The 17161-nt window shown below is 27.5% G+C and carries 16 protein-coding genes and 2 other annotated features; of the genes, 1 reads left to right on the top strand and 15 read right to left on the bottom strand.

The features are described from left to right. Positions 1-14: 14 nt before the first annotated feature. From cdeM to ACTG44_RS08310, 12 genes are all read right to left on the bottom strand, one after another. A complete protein-coding gene (gene cdeM, locus ACTG44_RS08365) occupies positions 15-512 on the bottom strand; it encodes an exosporium morphogenetic protein CdeM (RefSeq protein WP_021384340.1) in 498 nt (165 codons plus the stop codon). A 115-nt stretch (positions 513-627) separates the two neighbouring features. Further along, complete coding sequence (locus tag ACTG44_RS08360) at positions 628-1845, bottom strand: homoserine dehydrogenase (protein WP_021384371.1); 1218 nt, start codon at positions 1843-1845, stop codon at positions 628-630. A gap of 85 nt (positions 1846-1930) precedes the next feature. Further along, positions 1931-2166, bottom strand: a binding site (T-box leader). Between the two features lie 65 nt (positions 2167-2231). Next, positions 2232-2472, bottom strand: a binding site (T-box leader). 81 nt (positions 2473-2553) lie between these two features. Continuing rightward, positions 2554-4410, bottom strand: a complete 1857-nt coding sequence (locus tag ACTG44_RS08355) for a PAS domain-containing sensor histidine kinase (RefSeq protein WP_021384326.1) — start codon at positions 4408-4410, stop codon at positions 2554-2556. Between the two features lie 127 nt (positions 4411-4537). Then, the gene (locus ACTG44_RS08350) at positions 4538-5473 is read right to left on the bottom strand and encodes a sugar-binding transcriptional regulator (RefSeq protein ID WP_021384370.1); all 936 of its coding nucleotides are present in this window, start codon (positions 5471-5473) and stop codon (positions 4538-4540) included. Between the two features lie 116 nt (positions 5474-5589). Continuing rightward, the gene (locus ACTG44_RS08345; protein ID WP_479920149.1) at positions 5590-5901 is read right to left on the bottom strand and encodes a hypothetical protein; all 312 of its coding nucleotides are present in this window, start codon (positions 5899-5901) and stop codon (positions 5590-5592) included. A gap of 67 nt (positions 5902-5968) precedes the next feature. After that, positions 5969-6853, bottom strand: coding sequence for a 3-hydroxy-5-phosphonooxypentane-2,4-dione thiolase (lsrF, locus tag ACTG44_RS08340; RefSeq protein ID WP_479920148.1), 885 nt, complete (start codon positions 6851-6853; stop codon positions 5969-5971). Positions 6854-6876: 23 nt separating this feature from the next. Then, positions 6877-7878, bottom strand: a complete 1002-nt coding sequence (locus ACTG44_RS08335) for a dihydroxyacetone kinase subunit DhaK (protein WP_479920147.1) — start codon at positions 7876-7878, stop codon at positions 6877-6879. 55 nt (positions 7879-7933) lie between these two features. Continuing rightward, complete coding sequence (gene dhaL / locus ACTG44_RS08330; protein WP_021384337.1) at positions 7934-8554, bottom strand: dihydroxyacetone kinase subunit DhaL; 621 nt, start codon at positions 8552-8554, stop codon at positions 7934-7936. Positions 8555-8683: 129 nt separating this feature from the next. Continuing rightward, the gene (locus ACTG44_RS08325; protein ID WP_021384329.1) at positions 8684-9523 is read right to left on the bottom strand and encodes a YihY/virulence factor BrkB family protein; all 840 of its coding nucleotides are present in this window, start codon (positions 9521-9523) and stop codon (positions 8684-8686) included. 217 nt (positions 9524-9740) lie between these two features. Continuing rightward, positions 9741-11438 carry a phospho-sugar mutase gene (locus ACTG44_RS08320; RefSeq protein WP_479918582.1) on the bottom strand — a complete coding sequence of 566 codons (1698 nt, stop codon included), beginning with the start codon at positions 11436-11438 and terminating at the stop codon, positions 9741-9743. Positions 11439-11500: 62 nt separating this feature from the next. Then, positions 11501-12091, bottom strand: coding sequence for an SGNH/GDSL hydrolase family protein (locus ACTG44_RS08315; RefSeq protein ID WP_021384358.1), 591 nt, complete (start codon positions 12089-12091; stop codon positions 11501-11503). Positions 12092-12200: 109 nt separating this feature from the next. Beyond that, entirely contained in the window at positions 12201-12998 is a 798-nt protein-coding gene (locus ACTG44_RS08310; RefSeq protein WP_021384368.1) for a 3D domain-containing protein, read from the bottom strand. Between the two features lie 361 nt (positions 12999-13359). Between ACTG44_RS08310 and ACTG44_RS08305 the strand changes: the two genes are divergently transcribed. Continuing rightward, on the top strand, positions 13360-13881 hold the full coding sequence (locus ACTG44_RS08305; protein ID WP_479918580.1) for a GNAT family N-acetyltransferase: 522 nt from the start codon (positions 13360-13362) through the stop codon (positions 13879-13881). A gap of 205 nt (positions 13882-14086) precedes the next feature. Here ACTG44_RS08305 and ACTG44_RS08300 read toward each other — a convergent pair whose 3' ends face one another. The 3 genes from ACTG44_RS08300 to ACTG44_RS08290 form a co-directional block, all read right to left on the bottom strand. Further along, positions 14087-14236, bottom strand: coding sequence for a hypothetical protein (locus ACTG44_RS08300; RefSeq protein ID WP_479921584.1), 150 nt, complete (start codon positions 14234-14236; stop codon positions 14087-14089). 222 nt (positions 14237-14458) lie between these two features. Further along, positions 14459-15670, bottom strand: a complete 1212-nt coding sequence (locus ACTG44_RS08295; RefSeq protein ID WP_479918578.1) for a helix-turn-helix domain-containing protein — start codon at positions 15668-15670, stop codon at positions 14459-14461. Positions 15671-15964: 294 nt separating this feature from the next. After that, positions 15965-16900 carry an alpha/beta hydrolase gene (locus ACTG44_RS08290; RefSeq protein WP_021384364.1) on the bottom strand — a complete coding sequence of 312 codons (936 nt, stop codon included), beginning with the start codon at positions 16898-16900 and terminating at the stop codon, positions 15965-15967. Positions 16901-17161: the final 261 nt, after the last annotated feature.

Below are 17161 nucleotides of genomic sequence, written 5' to 3'. Positions count from 1 at the left end.
TCAATGAAATTCTTTTATTTTCTACAGCAGTTACAATTAGGTTTATGGCATTTATGGCAACAATGGTTATTATTATTTCCACCATTATTTCCATTTCTTCTAGCTTCACATTCCATACCTTTATCAAATAATCTAGCAGCTTCTGCTAAATATTCTATTCCTCTATAATTAAACTCTGAATATTCATCCCAGTATTTTTCTGCTTCTTTCCATAATTTTCTAGCTTCACATTCGTATGCTAATGCTTCTTTTTTTCTTTCTGCAGATTCACAGAATGCCTCTCTAGCTTCTCTTTCTCTTACTTCAGCTTCTCTTCTAAATCTTTCACAGTTTCTAGGTCTATTTCCTTCTTGATTTGAACATTCACAGTTTGAACCTCTTCTTTCTCTATCTTCATCGTATGCTTCTCTTTCATATTCTTCTCCATCATTTTGGAACCATTTAGCTGTAGCTTCTCCTCTTTCATACCAATCTTCTGTATAACCACCATTTGCATATTTTTTATTTTCCATATAACATATCTCTCCTTTTAATTTTAATTTTTTATGAGATGTTTTGTTTTATCTCATACTATATAGTATTAAAATCGTCAAAATATGTTACATATAAACTTATATTTTTCCTTTTTTAACTTATTTTCAACATTTTATTCATTTTTTCGCAATATCCCTTGTCTTTTATTAGGCATAAGCTGTTATTTATTTCATACTCAGAATCAGCATAAACCATAATAGCAAGCTCATCATCATCATTTAAAACATCATAATTTACTAAGCAATTCTCAACTATATTCAATATTTCATCTTTATTACATTTTTTAAATCTAAGAAGTGCTCCACACTTTTCTCTAACTATCTTATTAACCTGTATTTTATCTTTAGTAAAAGAATCTATACTTGAAACTCTATTATCTATTATATCAATAACATCTGAATAAACTGCACTTCCTGTTGCTAGACTTCCAGCTCCCTTACCTACAAAAGAAACTTCTCCTACTGAATCACCATTTACTATAACAGCATTGAACTCATTGTCTATTCTAGCAAGTATGTTGTCTTTTTCTACTAGGACAGGTCTAACAAAAGCACTTACTTTATGATTTTCATACTTACTTTGACCAATTAACTTTATCTTACAATTTAATTTTTTTGCATATTCAATATCCTTTTCATCTATATCTGTAATTCCCTCTAAATATACATCTTTCCAATATACTCTATTATCATAAGCTAAAGTTGATAATATTGATAGTTTTCTAGCAGCATCATATCCTAATACATCTGACTCTGGATTTGCTTCAGCAAAGCCTAATTCTTGAGCCTGTTTTAATGCCATATCATAAGATAAATTCTCATCATACATTTTAGACAATATGAAGTTAGTAGTTCCGTTTAAAATAGCATTTATACTATCTATATTATTTCCTTCTAATGATTCTATTATTGGCTTTAATACTGGTATACCCCCAGCAACTGAAGCTTCAAATTTAATACTTACCTTATTTTCACTTGCTAATTTTGCAAGTTCATCTCCACATTCAGCTAACAAGTCTTTATTTGCTGTAACAACATGAATTTTATTATTTAAAGCCTTTTTAATATAAGATAATGTTGGCTCTAAACCACCCATAACTTCTACAAGAATATCTATATCTTTTTCAAATATATCATCTATATTATTAGTTATTATATTAGAATATTTTTTCCCTTTATGTTTTTCTAGATTGTTAACTAAAATTCCAACTATTTCTATATTTCTTTTTTCTTTATTATTATCTATTATATCTATAAGTCCACTTCCTACAGTTCCATATCCTAGTACTCCAATTTTTACTTTATTCTCCATTTTATTATCCTCCTAAAATTTATAATTTTCCGATTTTTTTTTATTTTCAATCTTTTATTGCAATAAAAATAGACTCATCCCTAGATAAAGGGACGAGTCTATACTCGCGGTTCCACCCAATTTGATTTCATCATTTATTGATAAAATCCACTTTACACTTTAACGCAGTTAACGGTTAATCTTACTAAGACCTTTTAAGGTAACTTCAGACCACAGCTCCTAGGTAGTTTTCAATTTTTCAAACTTAGAAAGTCTTTCAGCCTTTGAACTTTCCTCTCTGATAGTCGAACTAAATCTACTCTTCCTATTCATCGCTTTTTTATTTTTTATAATTATTATAATTACTATTTATATTTTTAAATAACAAAAAACTCTCATCCTTATAACATAAGGACGAGAGTATTATTCCCGCGGTTCCACCTAATTTAGTTTTCATTTATTATGAAAACTCTCTTTATACTTTAACGCAGTTAACGACTATTCTTACTAAAATCTATTAATATAGATAACTTCGGAAAGTAGCTCCTAGGTAGTTTTCAATCTCTCTAATTTAAAAAGTCTTTCAGCCGATGGACTCTTCTCTCTGGCAATCGAATTAGATTTACTCTTCCTATTCATCGCTTTTTTATTTATTATGTTGTAACTTATTTTAAACCCTTCTAAATCAATTGTCAATAGTTTTTTAAAATTTTATTTTTTACCCTTAAATTATAAATCCGAAAATTCTATTTCTAATTTTTTACTTAGCTCGTCGCTAACTTCTCTTTTATAATTGCATTTTTCAGTATTATTTTCTCTTCTAACTGGCAGTGAAACGACAAATTCACTTCCAACTCCAAGTTGACTTTTTAAACATATACTGCCATCATGTAATTCAACTAAAGATTTCACTAATGAAAGACCAATACCACTTCCTTTAACTCTGTAAGAAAGTTCATTGTCAATCTGTTCAAACCTATTAAATATTTTATCTATTTTTTCTTTTGGTATACCTATCCCACTATCGGATATTTTCATTTTAAACACATCATCTTTCACATATAGAAATATGTTTATTTCTCCATTTTCTTTATTGTACTTAATTCCATTAGATAGTAAGTTTAGTATTATTCTTTCCAATTTTTCTGAATCAAATAACATTGAAAATTCTTCTATTTCTGTGTCAAATGTAAGTTGTATGTTATTTTGACTTGCAAAATCAGCTACAGACATACATATATCCTCTATAAATGAAATTATATCTGATTCTTCTGGTTTAAAGTCTAAATATCCTGACTGCATTTTTGTAAAGTCTATAAAATTATTTACCAATCTTAATATTCTGTTTCCATTCTGTTTTATCATACCTAGATTTCTTTTTAAAGTATCATTTGATTCTATTAAATCCGCTTCTTTTTTTTCTATCACTTGTAATGAAGATGAGATTAAACTTATGGGGGTTCTAAGTTCATGAGATAAATTTGCAAAGAACTCCATTCTAGATTTATCCATTTCTTCTTCTAGCTTTTTTCTTCTGCTTATATCTTTTGCTGTTCCAATTATTCCAATGACACTTCCATAACTATCAAAAAAAGGTCTTTTTGTAATCTCAATACACTTGTTTTCATTATCCATACTTACATTTGATTCAAATGTAACCACTTTTTTATTTTCAACTACATCCTTATCACTTTTGAGTATCTTCTCTACTAAAGATTCTTCTGTTGATATTTTATAACTATTCTTTCCTAATAATTCTTCTTTATTCATACAAGCCAAATTTAAAAAGCCTGAATTAAATCCAATATAGTTTCCATACACGTCTTTATAAAACATGTTCTCTGGAATTGAATGTTCAATCATTTTCATTAAGTTTTTTGAGTTATAATTTTTCTTGCTATTTTCACTATATATTATATTACCTATTATTCCTATAGTTCCTAAAAGTTTATTTTCATCATATAAAAAATATTTTTCAACCATAAAGAACGTTTCTTTGTATTCAAATAAATTTTGTAAAAATCTTTTTTTACTGGATACTCCTTCTATATAATCATTTCTAAATAATTTTCCAGTTTTTTCTCCCCATACTTCTACATCATTCTTTCCAAATATATCTTTTGTAGTTTTAATATTATTATTTAATATTGGAACTAAATTTTCACTACAATCTATATATATGCCTTCTTCATCTTTAATATAGGCTATTTTTTCCTTTTTATTAAAAGAATCGATTATTTGTCTATAATCAAATACAATTTTACCAAAATACAAAATTATGTATGATTCCCCTATTATTTGTTTTTTTATGTTTATCCAATTTTTAAATGTTGGTATATATCTTTTTATACAGTCTACATCGTCTGAGAATAACTCATTGAAATATTTTTTGTTTTTAAACACAGGTAATAAATCCAATATATTTTCATTACAAATTCCTTCTTTTAGGTTTAATTCTTTACCCATACCTTTACTTATATATTCTACTCGATATTCTATATTTTCTTGTTCCTTTATGATTCTACAATATAAAAAAGGCACAGGTATATTTTTTATAAAATTTACATATTTATTATGGGTATCCATATTCTAACCACTACCTCTCAATGTTATTTACAATAGTACTCTTTAAGTAATTATATGACAATTTTCTATTAATTATAACATATTTTATAAGATATTCTTGTAAATAAATTTAATTTTATGTAATTTTTTATTTGTTTATAATTATTTGTGTCGCTTTTTTCTCATCAGTTATTATATGTGTTATGTAACCAGTTTTTAATGCACCTGTTATAGCACCTACACTAGTGTCTGAACATATAGCTATAACTTTCTTTGCCTTTTTTAATTTTTCAAGAGGTATTTGTATTACATAGTCATTGTCACTTTTAATTATTTCCCCATCCTTATTAAAGTAATAGGATAGGAAAGAACCTACTGCTTTCTCTTTTGTAAGTTTTTTCCCAAATCTAATTGCAGTAGCTTGGTCTGGTACCTGTGGGTAATTATCTATAGATAAAATTACTGTATCTATATTATCCCATTTTTTCTCTATACTTTGATAATTTTCAGTTTTCAAATATATATCTCTTTCTTCACTGCTGGTTGGAAATGCAGGGGCATATAAAAATACAGGACTAAATCCTGTACTATTTGAAAATACAGATATTAATTCATTAGGATGATACCCTTTGTTTGGTATATTGGCCATCCCAACCAATGGATATACTTCTCCTTTAAAGGTACAGTTATCATCACTCTTTTGCATTTCTTCCATTATATTACCTATAGTATAACCCCACCCTATACCTACATTACTGACCTTATTTAATTCTTCCTTTATATACTTTATTCCATGACTTAGTATAGTCTGTTGAGTTATATATTCAGTTTTAGCTTCAGGAACTATTAACCCTCCTTTAATACTAAATATATCTTTTATTTGATTCATCAATAAATCGTTGCTAGAAAATAATTCTCTAATTTCTATTTTTACTATTCCAATCTCTTTCGCCCTATTTAACATCTTACTTATCAATGGTCTTGATACACCCAAGATTTTTGCAATTTCTGCTTGAGTTTTATTTTCTTCATAATACATTTTTGATACTTCTACCAATTTCAACATTTCATTATCAATAGTCATATTTTCATCCTTTCAAAGCTGATTATAAATTAAAATTATATCATTAAATAAAATTTGTCAAGTTGTATTAATAATAAAAAAAGCCTAGAAAAATTCTAGGCTTTTTATCTTAAATATCAACATTCTTCCATTAATTCAATTATAAAACCACCATTAATTATAAATGCACATTTCAAGTTATCTCCTACCTTAAAAGGTTCTACAATTACTTCGTTCTCACTCAAGTATTTGTCCATATTTTTTACTTTATATGCAACATGAGGATTCTTTTGCATTATTTCTGGAAGAGGACTTCCTTTGACAAATCTCAAATATTCATATTTAAACTCTGTATATTTTGGGTCTGTTATATAAACCTTTAATTCTTCATTAAACTCTTCATGTTCTTGTTGTTTTTCTGTTATAACACCTATATGTACAAATTCCATAAATTTACCTCCAATATATTGAAATTTATGTATTATATTGCTCTTTATATATTTATTTTAGTATATGTTACTTATACTCTCTCTTTAATTCTTCAAATAACTTATATGCTTGCTCTGGTGTATTATTCTCATGAACAACAGCTTTTATTGCTTTTATCATTGCCTTTGGACTTTCTGATTGGAATACATTTCTTCCCATATCAACACCTGCTGCACCTTCGTTTATAGCTCTATAGGCCATCTCTAATGCTTCTTTTTCTGGAACTTTTTTTCCTCCTGCTATAACTATAGGAACTGGACAAGCAGCTGTTATTTTCTCAAAATCCTCACAATAATAACTCTTTACTATGCTTGCTCCAAATTCAGCTAACATTCTAGTAGCTAACAGAAAGTATTTTGCAGTTCTTTCCATTTCTTTACCTACTGCAACAACTCCTAAAACAGGTATAGAATATCTATTTCCCATATCTATTGTTTTAACTAAATTTTCTATGGCTTTACATTCACCTTCAGCTCCCATAAAAGTCTGTATAGCTAGACAAGATGCATTCATTCTTATAGCATCTTCTATATCAACTCCTATAACTTCTCTACTCATATCTTCTCTAAGTACTGAACTTCCTGCTGAACATCTAAGTGCTATAGCTTTATCTTGAATTGGACTTATACATGTTCTCAAAGCACCTCTTGTAGCCATAAGACAGTCTGCATCTTCTATAAGGTCAGGTATTGAAAGGTCTAATCTCTCTAACCCTTGAGTAGGCCCCATGATATACCCATGGTCAAAGGCTAACATAAGTGATTTTCCTGTTTTAGGATTGAATATTTTTGACAATCTATTTTTCATTCCCCAATCCACATTGTCCATTCCTTTTAAATAAAAATTTTGTTCTGGAGGTTTTATACCTACTCCATAATCTTTTGGTAGTATCATTCCATCTTTATCTGCCATTTTTTATCTCCCTTTAATTCAATCTAATTTTTTTTAAAGTAAGGTGTATTACATGGTGAGTTAAAATATCTCAATAATTCCTCATTCATTCTAGCTATAAATAGTTGGAATCCAGCTGTTTCTTGTGTAGTTAAAAGCTCTCCAACATGATTCGAAAGTACTTCTATATTTTTTTCTTGTAGTATTTTATGACATTTTCTATACACTATTAGCATTTCCATCAAAGTAGTGGCTCCTGAGCCATTAACTATTAACATTACTTTTTCTCCATCTTTAATGTCTAAATCTTTAATCAAAGCTTGTGTCATTATTTCAGCAGTTTCATCAGCAGACTTCATTTCCATACGTCCACCTCCACCTTCTCCATGTTGCCCCATTCCTATTTCCATCTCATTTTCTCCAAGCTCAGAAATAACCATTCCTGTAGATGGATGAGTAGCTCCTTTACATGCCACAGCTATAGTAGCCATATTATCAGCAAAGCTTTGTGCTATTTCTGCAACTTCATCTAAAGATTTGCCTTCTTTAGCAGCTCCTGCAGCTATTTTATATAAAGGTATACAACCAACTAAACCTCTTCTATCATCACTATTTTCTCTTGGTGCATTTGCTATATCTTCTTGAGTAATAACCCTTTTAACATTTAGCCCTTCTTTTTTAACTTGTTTCATGACAAGGTTTCCTGTTAACATATCTCCTGCGTGATTGAGAACTACAAATAGTACACCCTTTCCTCTGTCTGCCATTTTTATAGCTTCTAAACAAGAGTTAGGCCCTGGAGCTGCAAATACATCTCCAACCACAGCTATATCGACCATTCCATCTCCAACAAATCCACTAAGTGCTGGTTCATGACCTGCTCCGCCTAGAGTGACTATTGTTACTCTTTCTGCTTCTTCTAGTTTTTTATTTATTACTAAATTAGAATCTGTAACTCTCAGTAAGTCTGAATTTGCAAGTTCTAAACCTTCTAAAACTTCTCTAGTTAAATCTTCTGGCTGGTTAATAAATTTTTTCATTGGCATGATAAATTCCCCCTATTAAATTTGTTATATTAATTATTTAATTTGTTAATATCATTTATAATGCGTTATATAAACCTTTAAACATTAATGATATAGAAACAGCACCTGGGTCCATATGTCCTAGACTTCTCTCTCCTATACTTTTTGCTCGTCCAAATTTTGCTATGTAAGTTTTAGTATTCTCAGCACCTTCTACTGCTTTTTCATAACCCACTCTAAAGATATCTATTATGTCATTACTCTGTATATTATAAATAGCATCTATGGCTGGATATAATGCATCTACCAAAGTTTTTTGACCTATTTTAGCAGTAGAGATAAGAGATAAATTTTCTCTTGCTTCATTAAACATATCTTTTATTTCTTCTATTTTAAGTTCCTCTTTATAATCTATTCCTTCAGCCATTCCTTCAAATATAGTCCCCCATAAAGGCCCTGCTGAACCACCATTTACATTCATACATAAAGTACTTAAATCTTCATTGACTGATTTTATGCTATCATTTTCATTTTCTTCTAATGCTCTTTTTTTCATGCAATCTGCTATTCTATCTATAGTAACACCATGGTCTCCATCTCCAACTATACTATCTAGTTCACATAAATATATCTTATTTTCTTTTAATACTTCTGCTGCACTTATCAACATTTTTTTCCATGTAGTCGTTGATAACATTGAATCATCTCCTTATCAATATCTTAACTCAATATTATCATATGTAATAACAAATGTAAATTATTTTTAGAAAACGTTTTTACAAAATTTACATTTGTTATATTAAACATTATTCCTGGTTTTAATATTTTACTTTAAAGTTTCATTTCTTATCTTTCTAAAATACAGTCTTGAATTTACTTCATATCCTATAACGATAGACCAACTACTAAAATACATCCATGTCATAAGTACAATTATTTCAGCTATACTTCCATATATTACCTCATAGTTAGCATAATAATTTGTATAATAAGAGTATAAAAATGATACTAAAAACCATGCAAATGTAGCAAAAATGGCACCTGGGGCAGATTCTTTCATAGTCAATTTTTTATTTGGTGTATACTTATACAGAACTGTAAATATAATTATTATTGTTAATATACCTACAGAGTATCTTAAAATATCCCATATCCTTATAAATATCTCATCTAATCCTATAAAATTAAAAATAAAATAACCTATTTTCTCTCCATAAACCAGAAATATCATAGATAAAAAAATCAATACTAGAAGCATGATTGTAAATAAAAATGATATAGATAAAATTTTAAAAAAAGACCTAGTTTCTTTAACTTTATAAGCTCTATTCATCCCTTTAATAAGAGCTTTTACTGCTCTTGAAGATGTCCACATAGTAAGTACAAAACTGACAGCTAAAAAATTTAAACTTCTATTATCTATCGCAGAAACTATAATTGAAGATAATACATCAAAGGCACCTTCTGGCATCATACTTCTAAAAAGAGCTATATATTTATTTAAATGAAGAACTGGTATGTATGCTATAGAACTTATAGTAAATATTAAAAAAGGAAATATGGACAGCATTAAGAAAAAAGATACTTCTGCTGATTTCGAACTCAACTCACTATAATTAGATTTTGCAACTATATATTCAATCAATTTTTTATCTATCCCAAACATAAATATCCCCTTTTCTCTCAAATTAATTTCATTATACAATATTAATTATACTCAGATTCATGCCATAATATAATTATTTAAATAAAAATAACATAAATAAAAGCTGAAAATAACAATTATACTAACATTTCCATATTCTAATCAATGAAAGTAAATTATAATTTTCAGCCAAATAAGTATTATCATAAAACTATCTTATAAAATAGTTAAATGTGTTTTATTTTAATTTTTCAACCATAATATCTATATATTCTTTTAAACCACTAAGTTTTTCATCTGCTTCAACATCACTAGCTCCTTTTACAGCTATGTAGAATTTAAGTTTTGGTTCTGTTCCAGATGGTCGTATTGCTACCCAAGATTCATCTTCCAAAAAGTATTTTAACACATCAGACTTAGGAAGATTATCTATACCTTTTTTATAATCTTTTTTGTCTACTACTTTAATGTTATTTATATAATCAATTTGATTTTCTCTAAAATAAGATATTATTTCTTTTATCTTTTCTACACCTTCTATCCCCTTTAAAGTCAAAGATATAGTCTGCTCTTTAAAAAATCCATATTTCTTATAAAGCTCTATTAGACCTTCATATAAACTCATACCTTTTGAATAGTAAAATGCTGCCATTTCAGATATCAATAGCGAAGAAACTACACCATCTTTATCTCTTGCATGAGTACCAACTAAATAGCCATAACTTTCTTCATATCCAAATACATAATTTCTGTCTTTATTTTGTTCAAATAATTTTATTTTTTCTCCAATAAACTTAAAACCTGTAAGAACATTTAACACATCAACATTATTTGCTTTGGCTATATCTGCTCCAAACTCTGATGTAACTATAGTTTTTATCATTGTAGGATTTTCTTTTAATTTATTATTTTCTTTTAAACCTTCTATTATATAATGTGTTAACATACCACCAATTTGATTACCTGTAAGCAGAGCATACTCGCCTGTAGTAGTTTTTACAGCTACACCTACTCTATCACAATCTGGGTCAGTAGCTATTACAAGGTCTGCACCTTTTTCTTTTGCAAGTAATATTCCTCTATTTAAAGCTTTTTTCTCTTCTGGATTTGGATAATCAAGTCCTGCAAAATTTGGGTCTGGATTTTCTTCTTCTGGAACTACAATTATATTTTCAAATCCAACTTCCTTTAATGCTCTTCTTATTGGTATATTACCTGTTCCACAAAGAGGTGTATAAACTATTTTAAAAGTTTTGCCTACATTTTTAACTAAATCTTTTCTTATAATTTGATTCTTTACTGCTTCTATAAATTCAGTATCCTGTGATTCATCCAATAAAACAACTAAATTTTTATTATCTTCACTTAAAGTTGGTATTATACTGTAATCATGTATACTATTTACTTTCTCAGTTATTGCATTTGCTATATCTGGCATAACTTGTGCCCCATCTTCCCAGTATACCTTATATCCATTATATTCAGGAGGATTATGACTGGCTGTTATAACTATACCAGCTATTGCATTTAGATTTCTAACTGCAAAAGATAATTCTGGAGTGGTTCTTAAACTATCAAATATATATGCTTTTATACCACATGCTGCCAAAGTATTTGCAGACTCTATACAGAATTCTCTAGACTTGTGTCTATTGTCATGAGCTATCACTACTCCTCTATTTTTTTCTTCAGCTGTCGTATTTTCTAATATATAGTTAGCCAATCCAAAAGTAGCTCTTCTAACTGTGTATTTGTTTATTCTATTTGTACCTGCTTCAATTATTCCCCTAAGACCAGCAGTCCCAAATTCCAAATCCTTATAAAATCTATCTTCTATTTCTTTTTCATTATCTTTTATCTTATCCAATTCTAGTTTTGTATCTTCATCAAAATATGAACTTTTTACCCACTCTTCATAAGTTTTCCTATAATCCATAATAAAATCCTCCCTATCTTATGTATTTATTATAATTGCATAAATAAATATTTTTTATATAATTATAACTCGTCTATATACTTATTAACTGAATTAATAAAAATGTCTGCCATTATTCTATGCCCTTCCTTAGTTGGATGCAATCCATCAAAATACAATTTTTTATATCCTTCTCGTTCCATACTTTCATTATATTTTGAATAAAAATCTACAAAATCAGTATTAAATGTTACACTAAACTTTTTTACCCAATAATTATATAACTCTAATTTTTTGGATACTATATTAAAATCAGTAAAACAACTCCAATCCTCTCTAACATTTGGGATATCTGGTTTTAATGGTATTCCTATTATAGGTATAATATTTTTTGAATATGCTTGATGCACCATAGCCATTATATTAGAATTAATAACTTCATTTCCTGCTCCAACAATCAAATCATTGGTACCACCCATTATAAAAACTATATCGGGAGAATTTTTTACAACATCTTCATTAAACCTAACTAACATACCACTTGTTGTATCACCATTTATACCCTTATTTATTATTTCTAATCGAGTCTCTTTATTAACTATGTTTGTCCATGAATTACTTCGTGATACTCCAAACCCATATGTTAAACTATCTCCTAAGCAGACTATTTTCATCCTATCCCCCCTTAGATATGTTTTTATGTTTCAAGAATAATCTAACAGTTTAGTTAATTCATATTTTATACTTTTTTATCTTTCAAGTAAAGTTATTCTATTCACTAATTTAATGTAGATATATATCTATACTCTTTCTTCCCCAATTTGACGCACTTCCTTCACTATTCATAAAAATATCTATTCTATTGCCTTTAATTGCACCTCCACAATCTTCTGCCACAAAAGTCATACCCAACTTAGGTATATATACTTTTGTTCCATATGGTATTATACTCGGGTCGACTGCAATAACACCCCATCTTGGAGTTGTTCCAGTTGATGTTATTGTATCTCCTGAATATGCAGTAGCAACCACTTTCATATGCTTTCCACCTCTTATATTCGCTCCTCTTGATGCAATTAATACTTTTTCTTTAGTTCCATATTTTATAATTTTCGTAGTTGGCTCCTTAGATATTAATTCCTTTGATAGGACTTTTTTGACTAACTTTCCATCATGGTAAGTTAATTTATAGACTAGTTTTTTTTCTCCTTCTTTTCCTTCTTGATAGACCTTAGATTTTCCTTTTAACAAATTACTATCATTTACATGTTTTGTGTCAAATGGAATCTTTTCAATTTCTTCTTTTTGATTGTTAGTTACTTTGACAACTTTTATTTTCATATCATCTTTTAATTCTGTATCTAAACTTGGATTAATTTTATCTTCAGAATTATACTTAATTCCCTGTTCATCCAAGAGTTCTTCAACTGTTTTTTTAAATGAAGAGACTTTTTGCTCTTGACCTTTAACTGTTAAACGTATATCTTCTTTATTTAATATAGAATAGATACTTACCAAACCCATTAAAATTGATACACTTAATAAAGATGATATTATTATCCTCTTTTCTTTTTTCTCCATAATAATCTCCCTCCATATTCAAACTTCAAATTAGTATTATTCATTACAGCTTTAATCTTATATTATATATGTATATTACAGCTTTCCAAATTTATGTAACTTTTTTGTAACTTCTAAAATCATTAAAGTCATTTTTACATAATATAAAAGCGATAACATATACTGTTTTTAAGCCATCATGGCTTAATATAATAATTTGAAATCACATGCAAACAGTTATATTTCATCCTATAAGAAATGTACACAGAGGAAACAAAACTTAGAAATGATGCACAAATGAAAACACATTGTATGCCCATATTGACTGTGATAAAATAAACTCATACACAAATTAGTAGTTTTTATGGTTAGGAGGAACAAAATGAAATTTGAACGTTTAAAAACTAGTGAAGATAGATTATATCATAAGGCTATGGAATTATATAAAATTAGTTTCCCATTTCATGAACAAAGAAAATCTTCTTTACAGGCAGAAATTATGGAAAATGAAGAATATCAATTCAATTTAATTTATGATAAAGAACAGTTTGTTGGTATAATGTTGTGCTGGGAAACAAAAAACTTTATTTATGTAGAACATTTCTGTATTTTTCCAGAAATGCGTAATAATAGGTATGGACAAAGAGCATTGGAACTTCTAAACAAGAGAGGGAAAACTGTTATTTTAGAAATTGACCCTCCTATTGATGAAGTTTCAATCCAGCGAAAGACGTTCTATGAAAGAGTAAAATATAAGACAAATGATTATGAACATATTCATCCACCATACCAAGATAAATTTAGTGGTCATCATCTAGTTGTAATGTCTTATCCAGAAATTCTATCTAAAATGGAATATAATAAGTTTAATCAATACTTAAGAAATCATGTAATGAATTTCTAGATACTATTCTCATTTATTGAACTACATAAAATTTCATAACACTTATATAAAGCAGTTAATTCATTGTGGTTAGTTGCTTTTTTAATACTTAAAGCTACTACTCTATCTATTTGATATAGAAACCTATATCAAATAGAACAAACAGAAAAATAGCTACTTTAAGTGGCATAAATAAATAAATAATTTTTATGTAAATAACTTAATTCTATATACTAAATTGATTTCTTACTTTTCTATCTTTACGTATTGCTTTTTTAGTATATTTTAAGATATCAACAAGTATTCTCACTTCATAGTCATCACAATCATTGAAAATTTCTTCAACTTCTCCCTCAAATAAAATTTTAGAAGCCAATACATTATCACATAACAATGTATCTACTGTGACAGAAAGAAAATTAGTAATATTAATTAATGCTACAAAAATAAAAGATTCTTTCTCTTTGAAAAAAAATTATTCCATAAATTAGGATATCTTATGAAATCTTTTTCTATTTTCTCATAATAAAGGAGATGATTTCAAATTTTATTTTGAAACATCCCCTTTTAATTTAAGTAATCTTTAAGTATTAAATTTTTATTTATTTTTTAACGATTTCTCTAATTCCAAAATTTTTTCAATTATAGACTTAAAAATTGGCTCTTCTCTAAGTTCATTATAGCTATCATCACTAAATACTATTAACAAATTCGTATATATATTAAAAGTATATGAATTTTTAGATTTTACTTTATCAAAAAAACTCATCTGACTTACATCCAAACTTTCATGTATAGGATATTTTTCTAATATCTCTTTTAGATTATATAAAGCTTTTTTTGCTTCTTCTTTCATATTAAAAAATAAAAAAGTTAAAGATAATTCCATATAATCCATATATATACTAAAAAATGCACCTTTATCTTCATTAAGCATTTTTTTCATTTCCAAAGAGAAGTTTGCATACCCTAGCAACTTATTTTTTATATATTTCATTTCTTTTTCTGTTGCTTTTTTATTGGAATCTCTATCCTCCAATTTTTTCTTTAATTCCTTATATTGGTATTTATATACATTGATTATTCCTTTACAATCCATACTTACATTGAATACATTAGTGAACAATTTATTTTGAAGCAATATTTCTGCTTCTTCTAGCCTATTTTGATTTAAATATATCATAGCTAAATTGACACTTGTATCTCCTATTGGTTTATGTATCATATTTAAGTATAACTCTGCTTTTTCATAATCTTCTAACATATAGTATGCATTTGATAAAATAATGAGTGCTGTTTCTTTTATTTGAATCTCATCTGTATTTCTTACTATATCTTCAAGAATATTTGTTGTTTCTTTTACCTTGTTGTTCAACTCATTCTTACCAAATTTATATGAATACATCTGGTACAGTGAACATATCTTTAACTTTAATAAATAGCTTTTAGGATATTTCTCTATGTACATATTAGAAAGTTTTTTCACAGATTCTAAGTCTTCTTTACATTCTTCTTTTGGTTCTTCTGTCGATAAATCAATTTCAATCCCAGCAAAAATTGCTTCTAATTCTTGATAAATCTTCATTACTTCTTCTTCACTTAAATCAATCTTATAATTCATAAGCTTATCAATAGATACGTTAAAAAAATCTGCTAATAATGGTAATAATTCTATATCTGGATAAGAATTTCCACTCTCCCATTTGGATACTGCTGGTGTTGACACCCCTATAAACTTTGCCAATTGTTCTTGAGTCAGATTTCTTTCTTTTCTAAGAGTTTGTATGACTTTACCTATTTTAATTTGCATATATACCTCCCTAGTATATCTGTTGTAATTTAAGTATATATAAAAAATATTTATTAGTAAATCGAGGCAAAGTTAACAAAGTGTTCATAATTTAACCATTGGTTATATTTTAACATAAAACTTTCTTTTAATAACTTAAAATAGAAAACCTATTAATTAGGTTGACTTAAGTGTAACTTAATTAATAGGTTCACATTAAATAGTCTTTTTAAATACTTAGATTATCTATTTACTATAACTTATTATATTTATAAAAACAAATTTAAAGTTAATATTTCATTATATATTTCTTTACTATAATATTTCTATTTTATTATTCAACCAAAAAATTATATCTTCAAAGACTTCTTCCTTATTTATCTCATTCAATAATTCATGTCTTCCATCTTTATAAAGTTTACACGAGACATCTTTTAGTCCTAATTTTATATACCTATCCCTCAATCTTAATACACCCTTTCCATTTTTTCCAATGGGGTCTTTATCACCAGAGATTATGTAAATAGGTATATCAAGAGGTATCTTCTTTAAGTTTTCTTTATTCTCAATTTCTTTTAATCCTTGAACCAAATCATAAAAAAAACCACAACTACACACTACTCCACAAAATGGGTCATTTATATATTTCTCAACTTGTTCTCTATCTCTACTTAACCAATCAAATTTAGTGTTTTTATTTCTTTTTATAATTTCTCCACCAAATATCAAATCATTTATTTTATTACTTCTAGAACTTCTCCCATGTTTTTTAATCTCATGATTGATTATCATATGAGCAAAATTTAAGATAATCCCTTGTTTTCCATTTGAACCGCATAGTATAAGTCCAGATAAATTATCACTGTAATCCATTATATATCTTTGACTTGCAAATGAACCCATGCTATGTCCAAATAGATAAATTGGTAAATTCTCATTTTCTTTTTTTATAATATTTGTTAAAGTGTGCATATCTTCTACGAGACATCTAAATCCTTCTTTTTCAGCTAAATGCCCAACATTTTCTATTGTCTTTGCAGTCTTTCCATGACCTCTATGGTCGTTAATGTATACTATATATCCATTTTTAGTAAGTTCCTTAGCAAAAGGCTCATATCTTTGTGCAGTTTCAGCCATTCCATGTGAAATTTGCACAACTGCTTTTGGATTTTTTATATTTTCATCTTCCCATTTATATGTATATATATCTAAATCTTCCTCTCCTTTGAAAGTAAAGTTTGTACACTTCATAATTATCCCTCCAGATTGATTTTATTCAATGTATTAACTTATATATTATATTACAAATATTTTCAAGTCAAAATCTTTCTAGAGACATCTAAGATTTATTAATTGCTAATACAAATTACTATATAAAACTATATAATAATCTAATTGCTTAATATTAATGTAAAAAAATGACCCTTAGATATACTTTGACACCATATTGACATTAGAATCAATTCATGATATTCTGTTTTAATCATAATAATATCTAAAAATATAAAGGAG

This window comes from Clostridioides sp. LIBA-2809, assembly GCF_056688965.1.
Note: the sequence above shows the minus strand (reverse complement) of the source record. Positions and strands in the feature narration are given on the sequence as shown.